The organism is Halomonas citrativorans (assembly GCF_014898005.1).
GTDB lineage: Bacteria > Pseudomonadota > Gammaproteobacteria > Pseudomonadales > Halomonadaceae > Vreelandella > Vreelandella citrativorans.
Genome location: NZ_JABUYX010000001.1, coordinates 403,029 through 418,555, shown reverse-complemented (window position 1 = coordinate 418,555; position 15,527 = coordinate 403,029). Strand labels below are relative to the sequence as shown.

The following is a 15,527-nucleotide window of genomic DNA, read 5'->3' as shown; positions in this document are numbered from 1 at the left end:
GAGCATGCGTGGGGAACAAATCAACTCGCAGAATATCATCGCCCGCTCAGCAACCTCAGTACCCTCGCCTCAAAGGCGAAGCGGCAGCGTTGAAACTGTCACTAAGCTGATTGATGTATCCCGCTGCATCGGTTGCAAGGCATGCCAGGTGGCATGCTCTGAGTGGAACGACTTGCGTGACGAGGTGGGTGAATGCATCGGCGAATACGACAACCCGACTGACCTTACGCCCGACTCCTGGCAGGTAATGCGTTTCAACGAGCACGAGAACGAGCAAGGCAACCTGGAGTGGCTGATCCGGAAGGACAACTGCATGCACTGCGCCGAACCGGGCTGCCTTGAGGCATGCCCGGCACCTGGTGCTATCGTCCAGTACGCCAACGGCATCGTTGACTTCAACTCCGAGCACTGCATCGGTTGCGGCTACTGTGTCACTGGCTGCCCTTTTGATGTTCCACGGATTTCGAAAAAGGATTCCAAGGCCTATAAATGCACACTGTGTTCTGATCGTGTCTCTCATGGCCTGGAACCAGCCTGTGTAAAATCGTGCCCTACCGGTTCGATCATGTTCGGCACCAAGGAGGACATGCTCGATCTCGCTGAGACGCGCACCGATTTTCTCAAAGGGCGCGGCTTTGAAAATGCCGGTATCTATGACCCTCAGGGGGTGGGTGGCACCCATGTGATCTACGTGCTGCAACATGCCGACAAACCGGAGATCTACAGCGGCTTGCCCAAAGACCCGCGCATTAGTCCTCTGGTCGAGGGCTGGAAAGGTATACCCAAGCCGCTGGCCTCAGCAGCTATCGGGCTTGCCGCATTTGCCGGGTTCTTCCACTACCTCACCGCAGGCCCCAAGGAAACACCGGAAGAGGTGGAAGAAGGAGTGGAGGACGAGGAGCCTGAGGAGAAACAGCCATGAATGAGCCGAAACCGCATGCCAAATCCGATCCAGGCATCCTGCGATATGATGCGTTTTCACGCATCAATCACTGGCTCGTCGCGATCAGCTTCGTGATGCTGGTGCTCAGTGGGTTGCCCTTTTTTCACCCCTTCTTCTGGTCGTTAACCGGCCTGTTCGGCGGACCGATCATGACGCGCATCCTGCACCCGTATATTGGGCTGTGTATGACGCTATTTTTCGTGATCATGGTGATCCGCTTCTTCAAGGTGAGTCTGATCAAGCGCCATGACATTCAGTGGCTCAAGCAGATCAAGGACGTGCTGAGTAATCATGACGAGCGTCTGCCGCCGGTAGGTAAGAACAATGCCGGGCAGAAGCTCGTTTACTGGATCATGGTGCTCTGCGTGCCATTGTTGCTGGTAACCGGTCTGCTCATCTGGCAACCCTACTTTGCCGATGCCGTCCCCATCACACTACGTCGGTTGGCCGCCGTTGGGCATGCTTATGTGGCTTTTCTCGCGATCATTACCTTGATCATCCACATTTACTCGGGTATCTGGGTGAAGGGGTCGTTCACCGCCATGATTCGTGGCCGGGTCAGCAAGCCTTGGGCGAAACATCATCATGATTTATGGTACGAGGAGGAAATGGACAAAGAGCGCAAGGAGCGCGAGATGACCAAGCAGCCGCACACGACCATGACACGAGAGGAGCCCAAGTGAATCACGCATATGGCAATGCCCCGATGGGCGTTATTGATCCCCCCTCCGTGGTGCTGCCCGAGCAGGAGCACTTTGCCCAGCGTGCACAGCGCCTGCGTGACCTCTCCGAGCGTATCGAACCGCTGCGTGATTTCTTGGCCTTTATGGCACAGCTCTCCCAAGCACAGCAGCGAGCACTCGAGCACAATACCCCAGCGTGGCTGCCCGAGCCGGACGCCTTTGCGCTGGCCTTGGAGCACGGCATGCCGCCGCTGGGTACTCAGGCGCTTTGCCGCGACATCGATTTTCATAGTGAGCTCGCAGCACTTCTTGATGGCCTAGATTTGCATATTGGGGAGGCGCAGCGGCCGCTGCTCGACACCCTGCGTAAGCTGCCCAGGGAGGAAATCGACCGCCTTGCCCAGGAAGTGCTGGAAGCGCGCCCCGGCCCTGAATCAAGCCGTGGACTGATGCCCTTGATAGCGGCAGCGTTGCAAGTGGCCTGGCTGCGCTTGGCGCGCACCCTGCCCCAACCGCCAAAGCGCCCCTCCGCCGAGGCCCGTTCGATCTGCCCCTGTTGCGGCTCATTGCCGGTGGCAAGCATCATTCAGATCGATTCTAAACGCAGCGGGGTGCGTTACCTGCAATGTGGGCTATGCGCGACACAATGGTATCTGGAGCGCTCCAAGTGCAGTGTCTGCGATCAGAGCGGCAAGCTTGACTACCTGAGCCTCGAGGACGAGATCGGCGAGCGCCTGCTCCCCACTCAGGCCGAGGCCTGTGGCGACTGTCACTCCTATCTCAAAATCATGCCACGTGAGTTCGATGCACATGCTGAACCCCTCGCTGATGACCTTGCGAGCCTGGCGCTGGATCTTCTGCTTGCTGAGGAAAAGCAGTATTTTCGTAGCGGCTTCAACCCGCTGCTGATCGTTGGCGAATAAGGGCATCCCCGAGCGACCATGGACGACCCGCGCTCAGCCATGCTATACCTTGGGATTTGAATCCCGGCATGGATTGAAAACAACAATGGACGTTCGACGCAGCCTGCCCGCCGTAGACACTCTGCTGTCCCACCCCACTCTGCAGCAAGCCCAGCAGCGCCATGGTGGGCGGCTGGTCAGGCAAGCCATTCGCCTGACCCTTGAGAGCGAGCGCTCTCGCCTTGCGGGGAGTTCGGAGCTTACCGAGCATCAACTTGCCGCCCTCTCTGTCGATACACTCACTGCCCAAGTACTTGAACGCCTGGAACAGCTGGTACGGCCTAATAGCCGCAGCGTGTTCAATTTGACCGGTACGGTGATTCATACCAACCTCGGCCGCTCACCACTTGCCGAACCCGCCATTGAGGCCATGGCCGAAGCCGCCCGCCATCCCATGGCACTTGAGTATGACCTGGAGGGCGGCGGCCGTGGCGACCGCGACCGCCTAGTGGAACCCTTGCTTTGCGAGCTGACCGGCGCCGAAGCAGCCACCGTGGTCAACAATAACGCTGGCGCTGTACTACTGGCTCTGAGCGCTCTGGCCAATGGCCGCGAGGCAGTCATTTCACGCGGCGAGCTGATTGAAATAGGCGGTGCCTTTCGCATGCCCGACATCATGGCCGCGGCAGGCTGTCGGCTGCATGAGGTAGGCGCTACCAACCGCACCCATGCCAAGGATTTCCAGGCCGCCATGGGCGAGAGCACCGGGTTGATCGTCAAGGCACACACCTCCAACTACGCCATCACCGGTTTCACCAAGAGCGTGCCCGAGCGCGAACTGGCGAGTATTGCACACGCGCAGGGGGTCCCCTTCATGGTTGACCTGGGCAGCGGCGCACTAGCCGACTTCTCCGCGCTTGGACTACCTCATGAAGAGCAACCTCGCGAGGCAATCGCCGCCGGAGCCGATGTTGTCACCTTCAGCGGCGACAAGCTGCTGGGCGGCCCGCAGGCAGGCATCATTGTTGGCCGCCGTGACCTTATCGATACGATCAAGCACCATCCATTAAAACGTGCCCTGCGCCTAGACAAGCTGACCCTGGCCGCTCTAGAAGCCACTCTGCGTCTTTATCGTGGCAGTGACGCGCCCCAGCGAGACATTCCCACGTTGGCAATGTTGACGCGTACTGACGTCGAGATTGCGGCGACCGGCGAGCGCTTACTCTCCTCCGCCCAGGCTTTGCTCGACGACATCGATGTTACCTTGGCCCCCTGCGTGAGTCAGCTTGGCAGCGGCTCGCTACCCGTCGACCGGTTGCCAAGCTACGCGCTGGTCTGGCGCCCACTAAACGGTGACCGCCGCGCCAGGGAACGGTGCCTCAAACGCATCGAGACAGCGTTTCGTCAGCTCCCCCGTCCGGTCATCGGCCGCCTTAACGAAGGTGCCCTCTATCTCGATCTGCGCTGTCTATACCGTCCTGAAGACGTGGACGCCTTCGCGTCACAACTCTCGATATTGAAGCAGCGCTACGAGAGCTACCGAGACCAGCACCAGGAGGGCTTGCCATGATCGTCGGCACTGCCGGCCATGTCGACCATGGCAAGACCGCTTTGATCCAGCAGTTGACCGGTATCGATACCGACCGCCTCAAAGAGGAAAAAGCACGTGGGTTGACCATCGAAGCTGGTTTCGCTTATCCCGAAGTCGCGTCAGGCGTCGAGCTCGGCTTTGTCGACGTGCCCGGGCACCATCGGTTCCTGCATAACATGCTCGCGGGCAGTGCTGGCATCGACACGGCCCTGCTGGTGGTAGCCGCCGACGATGGTGTAATGCCCCAGACAATCGAACATGTCCAAATTCTCGACCTGCTCGGCGTCGACCACGGCGTGGTAGCACTGACCAAGATCGACCGAGTCGACGAACTACGGCGACAGGAAGTCAGACAAGAGATCATCCAACTGCTGGCAGGTACCCAGCTCGCCAAGGCGCCGCTGTATGACGTCTCGAGCCATAGCGGTGAAGGCGTGGCAGCACTGCGTGACACGCTATGGTCCCAGGCGGCCGAACAGCATGCGCTCTCTGCTTATGGGCATTTCCGCCTTAGCGTGGACCGCGTCTTTGCGCTGCCGGGAGCCGGCCTGGTAGTGACCGGCACCGCACTCAGCGGCTACATTGCCAAAGGTGACATGGTGCGCCTGGTACCCGACGGCCATAAGGCCAGAGTACGCCAGCTGCGGCGCCAGCACCGCGAGAGCGATCAGGCACACCAGGGTGACCGGGTAGCGCTCAACCTTTCAGGCACTGGGGTGGAACGGGATCGCATCCGTCGCGGCGACTGGGTGGTCGCCGATGCACTGGAAACGCCGCCCATCAAACGCCTCGACGTCCAGCTAAGGTTGCTCGACTCTACCCCACCGCTCAAGCACTGGACGCCAGTCCATATACACCTCGGGGCCGCCCATCTCATGGGGCGGGTCTCGCTTCTCGAAGGGCAACGACTCGAACCAGGCAAAAGCATGCTGGGCCAACTGGTCTGTGATAGCCCGGTACACGCCTGCCTGGGGGATCGTTTCGTCATCCGTGATCATGGTGGGCATATTACTCTCGGCGGCGGAATCGCACTGGACGGCGAACCACCCCGCCGTGGTCAGCGCGCTCCCGCTCGCCTGGCCTGGTTGGCGGCACTGGCGGAATGCGCAAACACCAAGCCCCCTTATGATCTTCATGAACCGCTGAGTGCTGCGCTTGATCTCCATCCCGAAGGCCTGGATCTTACTGGCATGGCGCGTAATCTTAATATCAGCGTTCAGGATCTAGCGCCGCTGGTCGAGGCATCCGCAGGTCAAGTCCTCACTGCCGAAGGCGAAGTTAGCGCTTTCTCCCGGGAAGCCATCGAATCACTTAGAGAGCGGATTATCCAAGTAGTCGCCAGTAATCACCAGAACGAACCCGCCATGCTGGGGACCGAGCGCGAGCGACTAAATCGCCAGGCCGCCCCTCGGTTACCGGCTCCCCTCTTCCGCGGCCTGCTGAAACAACTGATCGAGGCGGGCCAGCTTGATAGCAATGGGCCCTTCATTTCTCTGCCTGGCCATCGCGCAGCACTTAATGAACACGACGAGGCGCTCTGGCAACGGCTCGAACCTCTTCTCGCGGAAGTCCCCTTCCAGCCACCCCGGGTTCGCGACCTGGCAGCAAGCGGTGGGCTTGATGAACAGCGTGTTCGCCAGGTACTAACAGCCTGCGCTCGCCTCGGCAGGCTCTACCAGGTACGCAAGGACCACTTCTACCTCGCCTCAGCGACACATGAACTGGCCAATATCGCGCGTAAGCTGATGGACGAGCACGGCACTATTCGCGTCGCAGAATTTCGCAACCGCATCGGTACCGGACGCAAATTGGCCATTCATATTCTCGAATTCTTTGATAGGATAGGTTTTACACGCCGGGTGCAAGATGAACGCTGCATTCGCCGTACTGCCCTGTGGAACTAGGCAACCGCTCAAGGAAGAGGATCGACCCCCGGTGGGGCGGCCAGACTTCAAATCTGGCAGGGGCTGCCAGCAGTCTTTGGTGGGTTCGACTCCCACGCTCTTCCGCCACTCTTTTTGACTCTTCCCCCAGCCTCGCTATTTGAGCCAAACCAGACTCCGCCATGAAACTCACAGACGGCGAAGCATCAGGTCACGTAAGATAACGGTATAAAATACGACATTATCAAGCCGAAGGCGTTGATATCCTGCCAGGCACTGCCATCACCCAGTCGCGAAGCGCCAACATCGTTGGATCGTTGCGGCGGCTTTCCGGGTAGGCCAAAAAGAAGGCACGGTCTTCAAGTTCAGGGCCAAAAGGGTGTACCAGGCGCCCTTCGGCCAGCTCATCTTCAATCAGTTGACGGCTCATCAGCATGACACCCTGCCCTCCCACAGCCGCTGAAATAGCGTGGCTTTCGTCAGAAAAAGCCAGCCCGGCGCCGACATTCAACCCTGGAATCTGGGCGGTTTTCTGGTAACCCGGCCAATCCATGGGCGATATAAATACGCCCTGAGGTCGAAAGTGAATCAGCGGATACTTCGATAGATCCTCCCCTGCATGCTGAACAAGCTGTGGGCTGCAAGCCGGAATCAACGTGGTATCAAACAGCTTCTCGGCTACTAACCCTGGCCAGCGTCCATCGCCATGCCGAATGGCAAGGTCGGCGGTTACCCCATCTAACGCAACGGGCTCGTGGGACGCATGGATTCGCAGGTCAATGTCTGGGTGAGATTCGCGCAGTATGCAAACCCAGGGCAGCAGCCAGCGTACTGCCACCACTGGTGTGGTCGTCAGCGTAATGCCCCTGCGCTCGGGCATGGTACTCAGGCGCTCAATGGTGTTGCTGATATTGTCGAATGAAGATTCCAGCACCTGCTGCAGCTCGCGGCCTTGCGGCGTCAATTCCAGTTGCCTGGGCCTGCGTACAAACAGCGCAATGCCCAGAGCCTCTTCAAGCCCACGAATCTGGTGACTAATGGCCGTGGCCGTTACCGAGAGCTCCTGCGCTGCCTGTTTGGCACTTTCATGGCGAGCAGCCGCTTCAAAAGCGCGAAGTGCCGAAAGCGAGGGTAATCGTCGAGAATTCATGAATGAATTTTACTCACCTATACCTGCAAGAAAAGGTCGTTTGTTACGGCTCATAATCCAAGTCTAAGCTACGTCTGTCGTTAATCATAGATGAGCTCAGCTCAGAACAGGAGACTATCCATGCCGCATATCCTACATATAGACGCCAGCGCTCGCCCGGGGATTGCAGGAACAGACAATCATGGCTCTCACAGCCGTCACCTTACCGATCAGTTTGCCAAACAATGGCAATTACGCCGCCCGCAAGACATGATCACCTATCGCGATATAGGCCAACACCCGCCATCCTTTCTCAACCACGACTGGATCGCGTCGGCTTTCACGCCTGAAGAACAGCGGGCACCCTGGATGAAGGATGCACTAGCAGAAAGCGACCAGCTGGTTGATGAATTAATCGCCGCGGATGTCGTAGTGATCGGCACGCCGTTCTACAACTTCGGCATGCCTGCCGCCCTCAAAGCGTGGATCGACCAAGTAGTACGCCCCGGTCGAACGGTGGATATCGATGAGAGTAACCCGACCGATCCTTACGTTCCAAAGCTTTCTGACCGGCCAAGGCATGCGGTTGTTCTTACTGCCAGAGGCGGGATAGGCTTTGATATCGGTGGAAAGATGGCGCACATCAACCACCTGGAGCCCAATTTAGCCACTGCACTGGCGTTTATTGGCATCACTAAAATTCACTATATCGCCATTGAAGGGCAGGAAGTAGGCGGGGAGGTATTGGCGAAGTCAGTTGCTGACGCAATAAGGAAAGTCGAACGGCTCGTTGATGAGTTGCAGGTGATGACATGGCGAGACACACAAATATCTGAACCGGCTTAAAAGCAGGAAGCAGCTTCTTACTATCAAGGTCGGCGCGTTAGGCGCGGGTATCGCTAGCCCAGGATATCCGCACCTTTATGCCCCTCTGGCACGCCCTGAACCAACAGTACATCGCCCTCGGTATGCCGGGTACGAAATGGGCGAATCGTCTTATAAGCATCGGAGTCATACCACCCTTGAGCTTGTTCCATAGTAGGAAACTCAATGACGACCATATCGCCAGCCCACGCGCCCTCAAGTGGCGTGTATGGCCCACCATGCACGAGGTATTTACCTGAAAAAGGAGCGAGCGTTGCGTCGATACGCTCTAAATAGTGTTTAACCTCTGGATCGAATCGAGTTTCTCGAATGAGAGCAACAGCGTAGGCAGGCATCATCCCCCCTTGATTAGACGAAATAATTTTCTAAACAACGAAAGCCTAGAGCAAACACTTTAAATAACGAACCCACTTATCACTATATCAATTTAACTGACAATAACTCTCCAGAAATTTAATTTCTATTAAATCAATGACGCTTCACTGCTGTATTGATTAGAGACCACCATTCAGTGTTTCGCAAATAAAGTCCCTTTTTGCTGCTGTATGCGCTTCTCTATCCAACCTATATTTCGCCGCCCAACGCCTATCGATCAGAGGGGCGTTATATTCCATGGAAGTTGAAAAGAGGCAGCAGCCGAGCCCGCTCCTCTTCAAACAGAGTTGGCCAATCAGTACTGTATGAGCAGAGTACTATCTTCTCGTTAATCGCTCGGCTCAAGGACTCTGCCTCATTCATGCTATGGATACTCCCCGCCTTGAGAATGGCGACGCTCAATCACTCTCTATCAACAGCGGCGGCATGGGGCATTCCAGCATATCGGCGATGACGCGAAACAGCTCGGCCTCTGCGGGCTTTATTTGCCCGCTATGCTCAATACAGCGGGCCATGGCCTGCAGAACAGCAGGCTTTTGTTGCGGTCGTAAACGACGCAAGCGGCTGACTGCGGGGCCCAGGGCTTTGATATCAGGGGCCTCTCTTTTTGCGCTTAGTGCAAACGGCAGCTCTTTTTCAGCGGCATCTAGCGCAGCGCTTACCTTTTCGGGGTCACTCTGCCCTGCCCAGGCCAGCACGTTGAGCAGCCGCTGGCACTCCTGCTGTAAATCGCTCAGCTTACGAACAGCAGAGCCACTACCTTTCTTGCCCAAGCCCAGGTGATGAACCAGCCAGTGATACAGCGTCCATTCAAACAGGTTGACCTGACTATCCGCATTGATCAGTTCTACCATGCAGTGCCGAAAATGCGTGGCCTGATCCACTGACAGGTTTTTTAACGCAGGCAACGCCAATTCCATCAACGGCAGGCGAAGCTGGTCTCTAAGCATTAACACATCGCCGGCATGATTCATGACTTCACGATACACATCGGGCAAGGCTGTCTGCTGAAGTGATGCCAGTTGCTGCTTACGCACCTCGATATTCTGGCTCAGCAGCAGTGCGTACATTAATGCGCGCACTGCGTAAGGATCGTGGGCGGCATCGACGAGCCGCGTAGGCAATGCATTGAGCATGGTACGTGCCTGGGCCAAATGGCGTGGGCCGGGTTGCCCCATTGAGGCAATCGCCATGCGGGCCGAGGTGCCGTTCATGGTTGCTGCGCTGGAGTAAGCGTGGCCGGAGGGGGTGTCTGCAAAGCCAACCACTGACTCACCTCCCGCTTTTTCCATGTCACCGTCAAAAGGCGCACTGAGCGGCGCGTTAAATTCACCGTTCCAGCTTGGCATAACGCGTTTGATGCGCTGGCGTATCGGCGGGTGGGTCGCCAATAAGCGAGTGAAACCAAGCTTCATGCCCTGGCCGAAAAACAGGTGGCTATATTCGCTCGCTTGGGAGGCTTCGATTCTGGCCCCCTGCGTAAGGGAGCCTATCTTGATTAACGCTTGGCCGATGCCATTGGGGTTACGCGTATATTGAACGGCGGAGGCGTCGGCCAGGTATTCTCGCTGGCGGCTCACTGCCGCCTTGATCCAGTTGCCAAAAAACGTGCCCGCATAACCAATGACGGCCAGGGCAACACCCAGGGCAAGTACGACGACAGCGCCTTTGCTATTTGAATTGTTGCGCCGCACAGCTCGACCACGCGACGTCGTACTGCGCAGCAGAATATAGCCTAACAGGCCGATCAGAAGCACACCGTGAAGTACGCTGATCAAACGCATATTCAAGCGCATATCGCCATGCAGAATGTGGCTAAATTCATGGGCAACCACGCCTTGTAGTTCCTCGCGGTTGAGGTGATTGATCGCCCCTTGGGTGATCCCGATCACGGCATCGCTGGTATCATACCCGGCGGCGAAAGCGTTAATACCCGCTTCCTGAAGCAGATAAACCGGTGGAACCGGCGTGCCCGAGGCAATTGCCATTTCTTCCACCACGTTGAGAATACGGCGCTCGTTAGCGTTTTCGGTGCTGGGGCTGATTTCTCGTCCGCCCAGCGCCTCGGCCACTACTTTACCGCCGCCTCGACGCAGCTGAGAGCGCTTGAAAAGCCCGCCGAGCCCCACTAACGCCACCACGCCAAGCGCAACCACGGCTACCAGTTCTGGGGATAGCGCAGCCAACAGGTTATTCGCTGTCACGCTGCCTCGGTCATCTCTCATGAAATGCACGACGATTGCGATCACGACAGTGGTGACCGCTATCAGGGCGATTACCGCCGCTATCAATAAAACAACCAGTTGCCCGGTTTTACGCCGGGCGTTGTCCTGAGCCGTAAAGAAATCCATGCACATCTACCCTTGTCGGTTCAAGAACGCTTCAAAACGATATTTTAGGCGCTGACTGAATCTGGGCGCTGTCCTCGAATTCCAGGAAGGAAGCGTCCTCGCCATGCCCCAACAGGCCAGCTACGGCCACCGGAGGGAAGCTCTGGCGGTAAGTGTTGTATTGCATGACAGCGTCGTTGAACGCCTGGCGGGCAAAAGCGACCTTGTTTTCGGTACTGGTAAGCTCTTCAGAGAGCTGCTGCATGTTTTCAGAGGCCTTGAGGTCCGGGTAAGCTTCCATCACCACATTAAGCCGCCCCATCGCTTGGCTTAGCGCACCTTCTGCCCCGCCCAATTCGGCCATCGCTTTGGCGCTTCCTGGGTTGGCAGCCGCCGCTTTGAGCCCCGCCGCTGCTGAATTGCGCGCTTCAATCACCGACTGAAGCGTTTCGCGCTCGTGGCTGAGATACCCTTTGGCGGTTTCGACCAGGTTAGGTATCAAGTCGTGTCGGCGCTTTAGCTGCACTTCAATTTGAGCAAAGGCGTTTTGAAAACGGTTTCGCAGTGAGACAAGTCGGTTGTACACACCGATAAGGTAGAACGCGATAACCGCTATTATCGCTACGATAATGATAGTTAAAACCATAATTGATCCTTCCTGTGGTTAACAAAAAACTATTACGCATCACAACCTGACGGCTTTACTTGGCGAGTTTAGGCAAAAACTCTATATCCATGTGATATTTCTGGGGATCATTCTGCTCGATAAAGACAGCAATCGTATTCGTATTGATATAAGGCGAGGGGTCAAACCAGATGTTCTGGCTTTTAAACACATGTACTTGCATGGTAGCGGGATTCAACCACTGCGTTATCACCTGATAAGGATGTTTTCCATTGACCGAAAGTTTCAATACGGTACAAATTTGTTGAGTGCAGTGATCTTAATACCTTTGATTTAACACTACGCCACTCCATATGGCGTAGTGCTTATGATACAAGCCTTGCTTACATCACTTCTTCACCATTAACCGTCAGGACGCCGTCTTGCCAGGTCAACGTCTGCTCTTCAAAGTCCGGATCGATTAACAGAGCATAAGGCATGGGAATGAGTGAAAGTACCATCTGGGGAGGTGTCGTTACGCCAATATCCAGACTCAAGCGGTTTTGGAGGTACTCTTGCGCCTCCGGTGTGCTCATCCTATCTTGCGATGCCTGAAGCTGCTCGGGTAACGGCAAACGGTTATCCCATAAAGCGCTGTATAGCGCCTCCTTGGAAAGTTCTTCACCATCAAAGCGGATATCCGCCGTAATGCGGGGATTAAAATCGATACCCAGCATGGGCAGCGTAACGTGCGCTTCCAGCGGTTGGAACGCCATTGAGGGACTCGCAATCAGAACATCATAGCCTCGTTCGATAGACTGGATCAGTAGTTCACGCTCCTCCTGCTCATCGCCGCGTACACCGGTCTCTTCATACTCTGCACGCATGGCTTCCAGCGGTGCATAGGCTTCCTGAAGCGCCTGAAATGCTGACATATCCCAGTTCTTGGCATCGATATCAAGTGACAGGCTGCCCATTGAGGTGCCGTCGGCGCCGATATCGGCTATCTTAAAACGGCCGCCTGAATTGACGATTTGGCTATCACCTACGGATTCAGACTCGGCCTCAAGCTCAATGCCATCTATATAAACATTGACGCCCTCCGCCAAAAACTCAATTTTGGGTATTTCCAGGCGTTGATGTATCAGGCTAGACGCTTCCTGTGAGCTATTTTCAAAGCGTGGCGAGACAATCCGAAACGAGTCGTTCTCGTCATTGACAACAATTTCACGTGCCTGGCCGTCTACCTTCCACACATCTTCATCTTCAAGATCAAGATCCACTACCAGGTCGTGCAGAGTGCCGTCAAACTCAACACCGCTTAACGAACCGGCCGTCAACTGCCCCGTGACGGCGCTGCGAGTAGCGACCAGATCAACGTCGATATCCCCGCTTAGAAACTGCTCGTTGGGATGAATCGTGCCGGTAATCGGGCTATTGATAATGCCGTGATCCACCAGCAGATTTACCTGGGCATTGGCGTTTTCAACACCTTCCATACCGATCGTTGCCGTCGCCGTTGTATTGAACAACGATTTATCAATCGTTACGTCGCTTGCGTACCAGGAAACAGAATCATCCAGTTGCGCAAAGGTTTGGGCTAGCGCTTTTTCCACCTCATTACCCACCACTGCTTGGGCGCCTATATATCCCCCTGCCCCGAGCACTACAACACCAGCAGCGGTCAAAATTAACGTCTTGGAAGTTGCGGGCATATCACTATCCTTAATAAAAATGATTATTAATTATCCTGCATTTAAGAATAAAAACCCACTGCTAATTCAGTTCATGGCTAGCTATTAAAGAAAGAAAAAGCGAGGCGAAGACTCATATTCTTCGCCATTAAACCGCATGGTCATAGCATTGCGCTGCTTGCGGTTATTTGCCATCAGGAAGCAAGAAGTACCATGTTACCCATCAACCCAAGCAGAAACCCAGCGACAGCACCGATTGCCGGCATTCCATGTTGTTCGAGCTTGGACCCAGGGGCAATATCCTGAAAAACAAGGTACAAAATACCTGCACTCGCAAATAGCATTAGCGCTCCCATTAACACATCGTACTGTGCCAATACGTAATAGCCGGTTGCTGCTGAGATGGGCCCCACTAATGCCAAGCCGCTAAATGCCAGTATGATTTTATTGGAAGATAGTTGAGTATTATTATTGCTCAGTTCTTCGTAAGCGTTAAAACCCTCAGGCAGATTTTGTAAAATCATTAATAGTGCAAGCAGCAACCCTGTGCCTTCGCCTGCTGCAAAGGCAGCACCCAAGGCAATCGCTTCAGGGATAAAATCAGATAACATTGCCACCAGTTGGCCTACCGAGCTATTGAGTTTTTTTAAGTAGGCATCAAGGAAGTAAAAACATACCCCACCAGCAGCAAAACACAAGGCGGCCGGTACAAGCGGTAACTTACTAGCACCTTCAGGTACCAATACCAGAGCAACCGCTGACATCAGCGCTCCACCACCAAAAGCAATAATGAAATGTCGCCAGGAATCCCCTAAAAGGGAGGGATGAACCAGGTCAAACTTAGCTAATAATGCCCCGATGGGCATTGCGGCACCTGCCATTAATGATAAAAGAAGGATAGTGATAATTTCAGCCATAAAATGTCAGATCAGCCTCTTTTCAACCATCGTTGGTTCACCGGTTTGTCCGGTATTTCTCGCTGCCTCCCTAGCGTTTCAGAGGACCGAGCCGTGTCTTTTTCGTCCCTTGCGTTTGTTCAGCTTATGAAGGTCCATAAGGCCATGAATGCCGCAAATTAACGGGGTGCGTCTCACGCTTATTTGTTACCAGAATCATCTTCTTTCGATCCTGAAGGTACAGGCCTTTTCTTGGTTATTGCGCGCGAGAAGAAAGGCACCACATACAGCACTGTCCAGGCCAGCACGGTACACAAAACGGCCGTTTGCTCACGCCCAAGACCAACGGCGACACCTATAGCCGCTGTAAACCAAATGCCAGCCGCCGTGGTAAGCCCGGTAGCAAATAGATCATTCTTACGGGTGATAATACTTCCAGCACATAAAAAACCAATGCCGCTAATAACACCTTGAATGACCCGGCTCATCTCTGCATCTGAAATGCCTGCTTGCTGCGGAATTAATATAAATAACGCCGCCCCCATGCACACAAGCATGTGGGTACGTATTCCAGCTGGCTTACCGCTCTGTTCACGCTCAAGCCCCAAGAGGCCACCGAGAAAAGCAGCCATTAGCAACCGAGTCACTACAATAATAAATTCACTTAGGTCATTAAAATCAGAAAATTCAGAAATAACAATATTACTCACTGACTCCATTGCCTCAGCCCTGTCGTTAACGCGCGATGAGTGAACATCTTTTATCTAATTCAACCGTTACGTGCTGCCTCAATGGTGGCAATATCGATTTTTTTCATCTGCATCATCGCTGCAAACGTGCGCTTAGCAGCGGCAGGGTCCGCGGCAGTGATCGCTTCAATCAGCGCCACAGGCGTTACCTGCCAAGACACGCCCCATTTATCTTTACACCAACCACACGCGCTTTCTTGCCCGCCATTACCCACTATCGCGTTCCAATAGCGGTCCGTTTCGGCCTGATCATTGGTTGAGACCTGAAAGGAAAACGCTTCGCTATGCGTAAACCCAGGCCCACCGTTAAGCCCCAGGCATGGAATGCCCAGCACGGTAAACTCAACGGTCAACACATCCCCTTCCTTACCGGATGGAAAGTCTCCCGGCGCGCGGTGAACAGCGCTAACAAACGAATCAGGAAAGGTATCTGCATAAAAGCGTACGGCTTCTTCTGCACGACCATCGAACCAAAGACAAACCGTATTCTTTGCTGGTGTTGCCATGATGCTTCTCCAATGAAAACGAAACAGCCAATGATGGGTATGACATTGTAATGCGGCGCACCCCAGCCTCCTTTAACAGCTCCTCCCAAGATGATTGCTGAGGAATCACCAAGTCTTATCAGCACCTGGCGGGCCTATATCGAGCTGCATATCAGGGGCAATATCCACCACTCCGTTGACCTTTTTAAGCCGCTCAACGGTAACGTCATCTGCCGCCCCGGTGATGCACCCAATCTCCTCAAACACCTCTCTGATGGTGAGCCCTTCGTCACTAAGGCGCGAAGCTATGTCATTGATCGATTGATCTTCAGAAATCGTGATTATCCAAAGCGCTATTGTCGGCATCGATCATCCTCA

15 protein-coding genes and 1 tRNA gene are annotated in these 15,527 nt (G+C 54.9%); 7 read left to right on the top strand and 9 right to left on the bottom strand.

All coding sequences use genetic code 11. The features are described from left to right. The first annotated feature begins 4 nt into the window (after positions 1–4). The 6 genes from fdxH to INT20_RS01820 all read left to right on the top strand — a co-directional run bounded on the left by fdxH (position 5) and on the right by INT20_RS01820 (position 6,131). Entirely contained in the window at positions 5–922 is a 918-nt protein-coding gene (gene fdxH, locus INT20_RS01845) for a formate dehydrogenase subunit beta (RefSeq protein ID WP_193056336.1), read from the top strand. Beyond that, on the top strand, positions 919–1,626 hold the full coding sequence (locus tag INT20_RS01840) for a formate dehydrogenase subunit gamma (RefSeq protein WP_172116475.1): 708 nt from the start codon (positions 919–921) through the stop codon (positions 1,624–1,626). Before fdxH ends, INT20_RS01840 begins: the two co-directional genes overlap by 4 nt. Beyond that, entirely contained in the window at positions 1,623–2,549 is a 927-nt protein-coding gene (gene fdhE, locus INT20_RS01835; protein ID WP_319643839.1) for a formate dehydrogenase accessory protein FdhE, read from the top strand. The genes INT20_RS01840 and fdhE overlap by 4 nt, the downstream gene beginning before the upstream one ends. Positions 2,550–2,634: 85 nt before the next feature. Continuing rightward, positions 2,635–4,098, top strand: coding sequence for an L-seryl-tRNA(Sec) selenium transferase (gene selA / locus INT20_RS01830; RefSeq protein ID WP_193056335.1), 1,464 nt, complete (start codon positions 2,635–2,637; stop codon positions 4,096–4,098). Continuing rightward, positions 4,095–6,023, top strand: coding sequence for a selenocysteine-specific translation elongation factor (gene selB, locus INT20_RS01825; protein WP_193056334.1), 1,929 nt, complete (start codon positions 4,095–4,097; stop codon positions 6,021–6,023). Before selA ends, selB begins: the two co-directional genes overlap by 4 nt. 12 nt (positions 6,024–6,035) lie before the next feature. Next, positions 6,036–6,131, top strand: a tRNA-Sec gene (locus INT20_RS01820). Positions 6,132–6,246: 115 nt separating this feature from the next. On the opposite strand, the gene INT20_RS01815 is transcribed toward INT20_RS01820, so the two are convergent. Then, complete coding sequence (locus INT20_RS01815) at positions 6,247–7,152, bottom strand: LysR substrate-binding domain-containing protein (RefSeq protein ID WP_193056333.1); 906 nt, start codon at positions 7,150–7,152, stop codon at positions 6,247–6,249. A gap of 120 nt (positions 7,153–7,272) precedes the next feature. Here INT20_RS01815 and INT20_RS01810 point away from each other — a divergent pair, with 120 nt between their 5' ends. Then, positions 7,273–7,977 (top strand): FMN-dependent NADH-azoreductase, encoded by a 705-nt coding sequence (locus INT20_RS01810; protein WP_193056332.1) that lies wholly within the window; start codon positions 7,273–7,275, stop codon positions 7,975–7,977. 53 nt (positions 7,978–8,030) lie between these two features. On the opposite strand, the gene INT20_RS01805 is transcribed toward INT20_RS01810, so the two are convergent. The 8 genes from INT20_RS01805 to INT20_RS01770 form a co-directional block, all read right to left on the bottom strand. Next, the gene (locus INT20_RS01805; RefSeq protein WP_193056331.1) at positions 8,031–8,351 is read right to left on the bottom strand and encodes a DUF1330 domain-containing protein; all 321 of its coding nucleotides are present in this window, start codon (positions 8,349–8,351) and stop codon (positions 8,031–8,033) included. Positions 8,352–8,789: 438 nt separating this feature from the next. Beyond that, positions 8,790–10,742 carry a M48 family metallopeptidase gene (locus INT20_RS01800; RefSeq protein WP_193056330.1) on the bottom strand — a complete coding sequence of 651 codons (1,953 nt, stop codon included), beginning with the start codon at positions 10,740–10,742 and terminating at the stop codon, positions 8,790–8,792. A gap of 31 nt (positions 10,743–10,773) precedes the next feature. Then, entirely contained in the window at positions 10,774–11,367 is a 594-nt protein-coding gene (locus INT20_RS01795) for a LemA family protein (protein WP_172116468.1), read from the bottom strand. Between the two features lie 362 nt (positions 11,368–11,729). After that, on the bottom strand, positions 11,730–13,040 hold the full coding sequence (locus INT20_RS01790) for a DUF945 family protein (RefSeq protein WP_193056329.1): 1,311 nt from the start codon (positions 13,038–13,040) through the stop codon (positions 11,730–11,732). Between the two features lie 173 nt (positions 13,041–13,213). Continuing rightward, the gene (locus tag INT20_RS01785; protein WP_193056328.1) at positions 13,214–13,936 is read right to left on the bottom strand and encodes a ZIP family metal transporter; all 723 of its coding nucleotides are present in this window, start codon (positions 13,934–13,936) and stop codon (positions 13,214–13,216) included. Between the two features lie 179 nt (positions 13,937–14,115). Next, positions 14,116–14,634, bottom strand: coding sequence for an MgtC/SapB family protein (locus INT20_RS01780; protein ID WP_193056327.1), 519 nt, complete (start codon positions 14,632–14,634; stop codon positions 14,116–14,118). A gap of 50 nt (positions 14,635–14,684) precedes the next feature. Beyond that, entirely contained in the window at positions 14,685–15,170 is a 486-nt protein-coding gene (locus INT20_RS01775; RefSeq protein ID WP_193056326.1) for a VOC family protein, read from the bottom strand. Positions 15,171–15,275: 105 nt separating this feature from the next. Beyond that, positions 15,276–15,515 carry a hypothetical protein gene (locus INT20_RS01770; protein WP_193054143.1) on the bottom strand — a complete coding sequence of 80 codons (240 nt, stop codon included), beginning with the start codon at positions 15,513–15,515 and terminating at the stop codon, positions 15,276–15,278. Positions 15,516–15,527 lie beyond the last annotated feature (12 nt).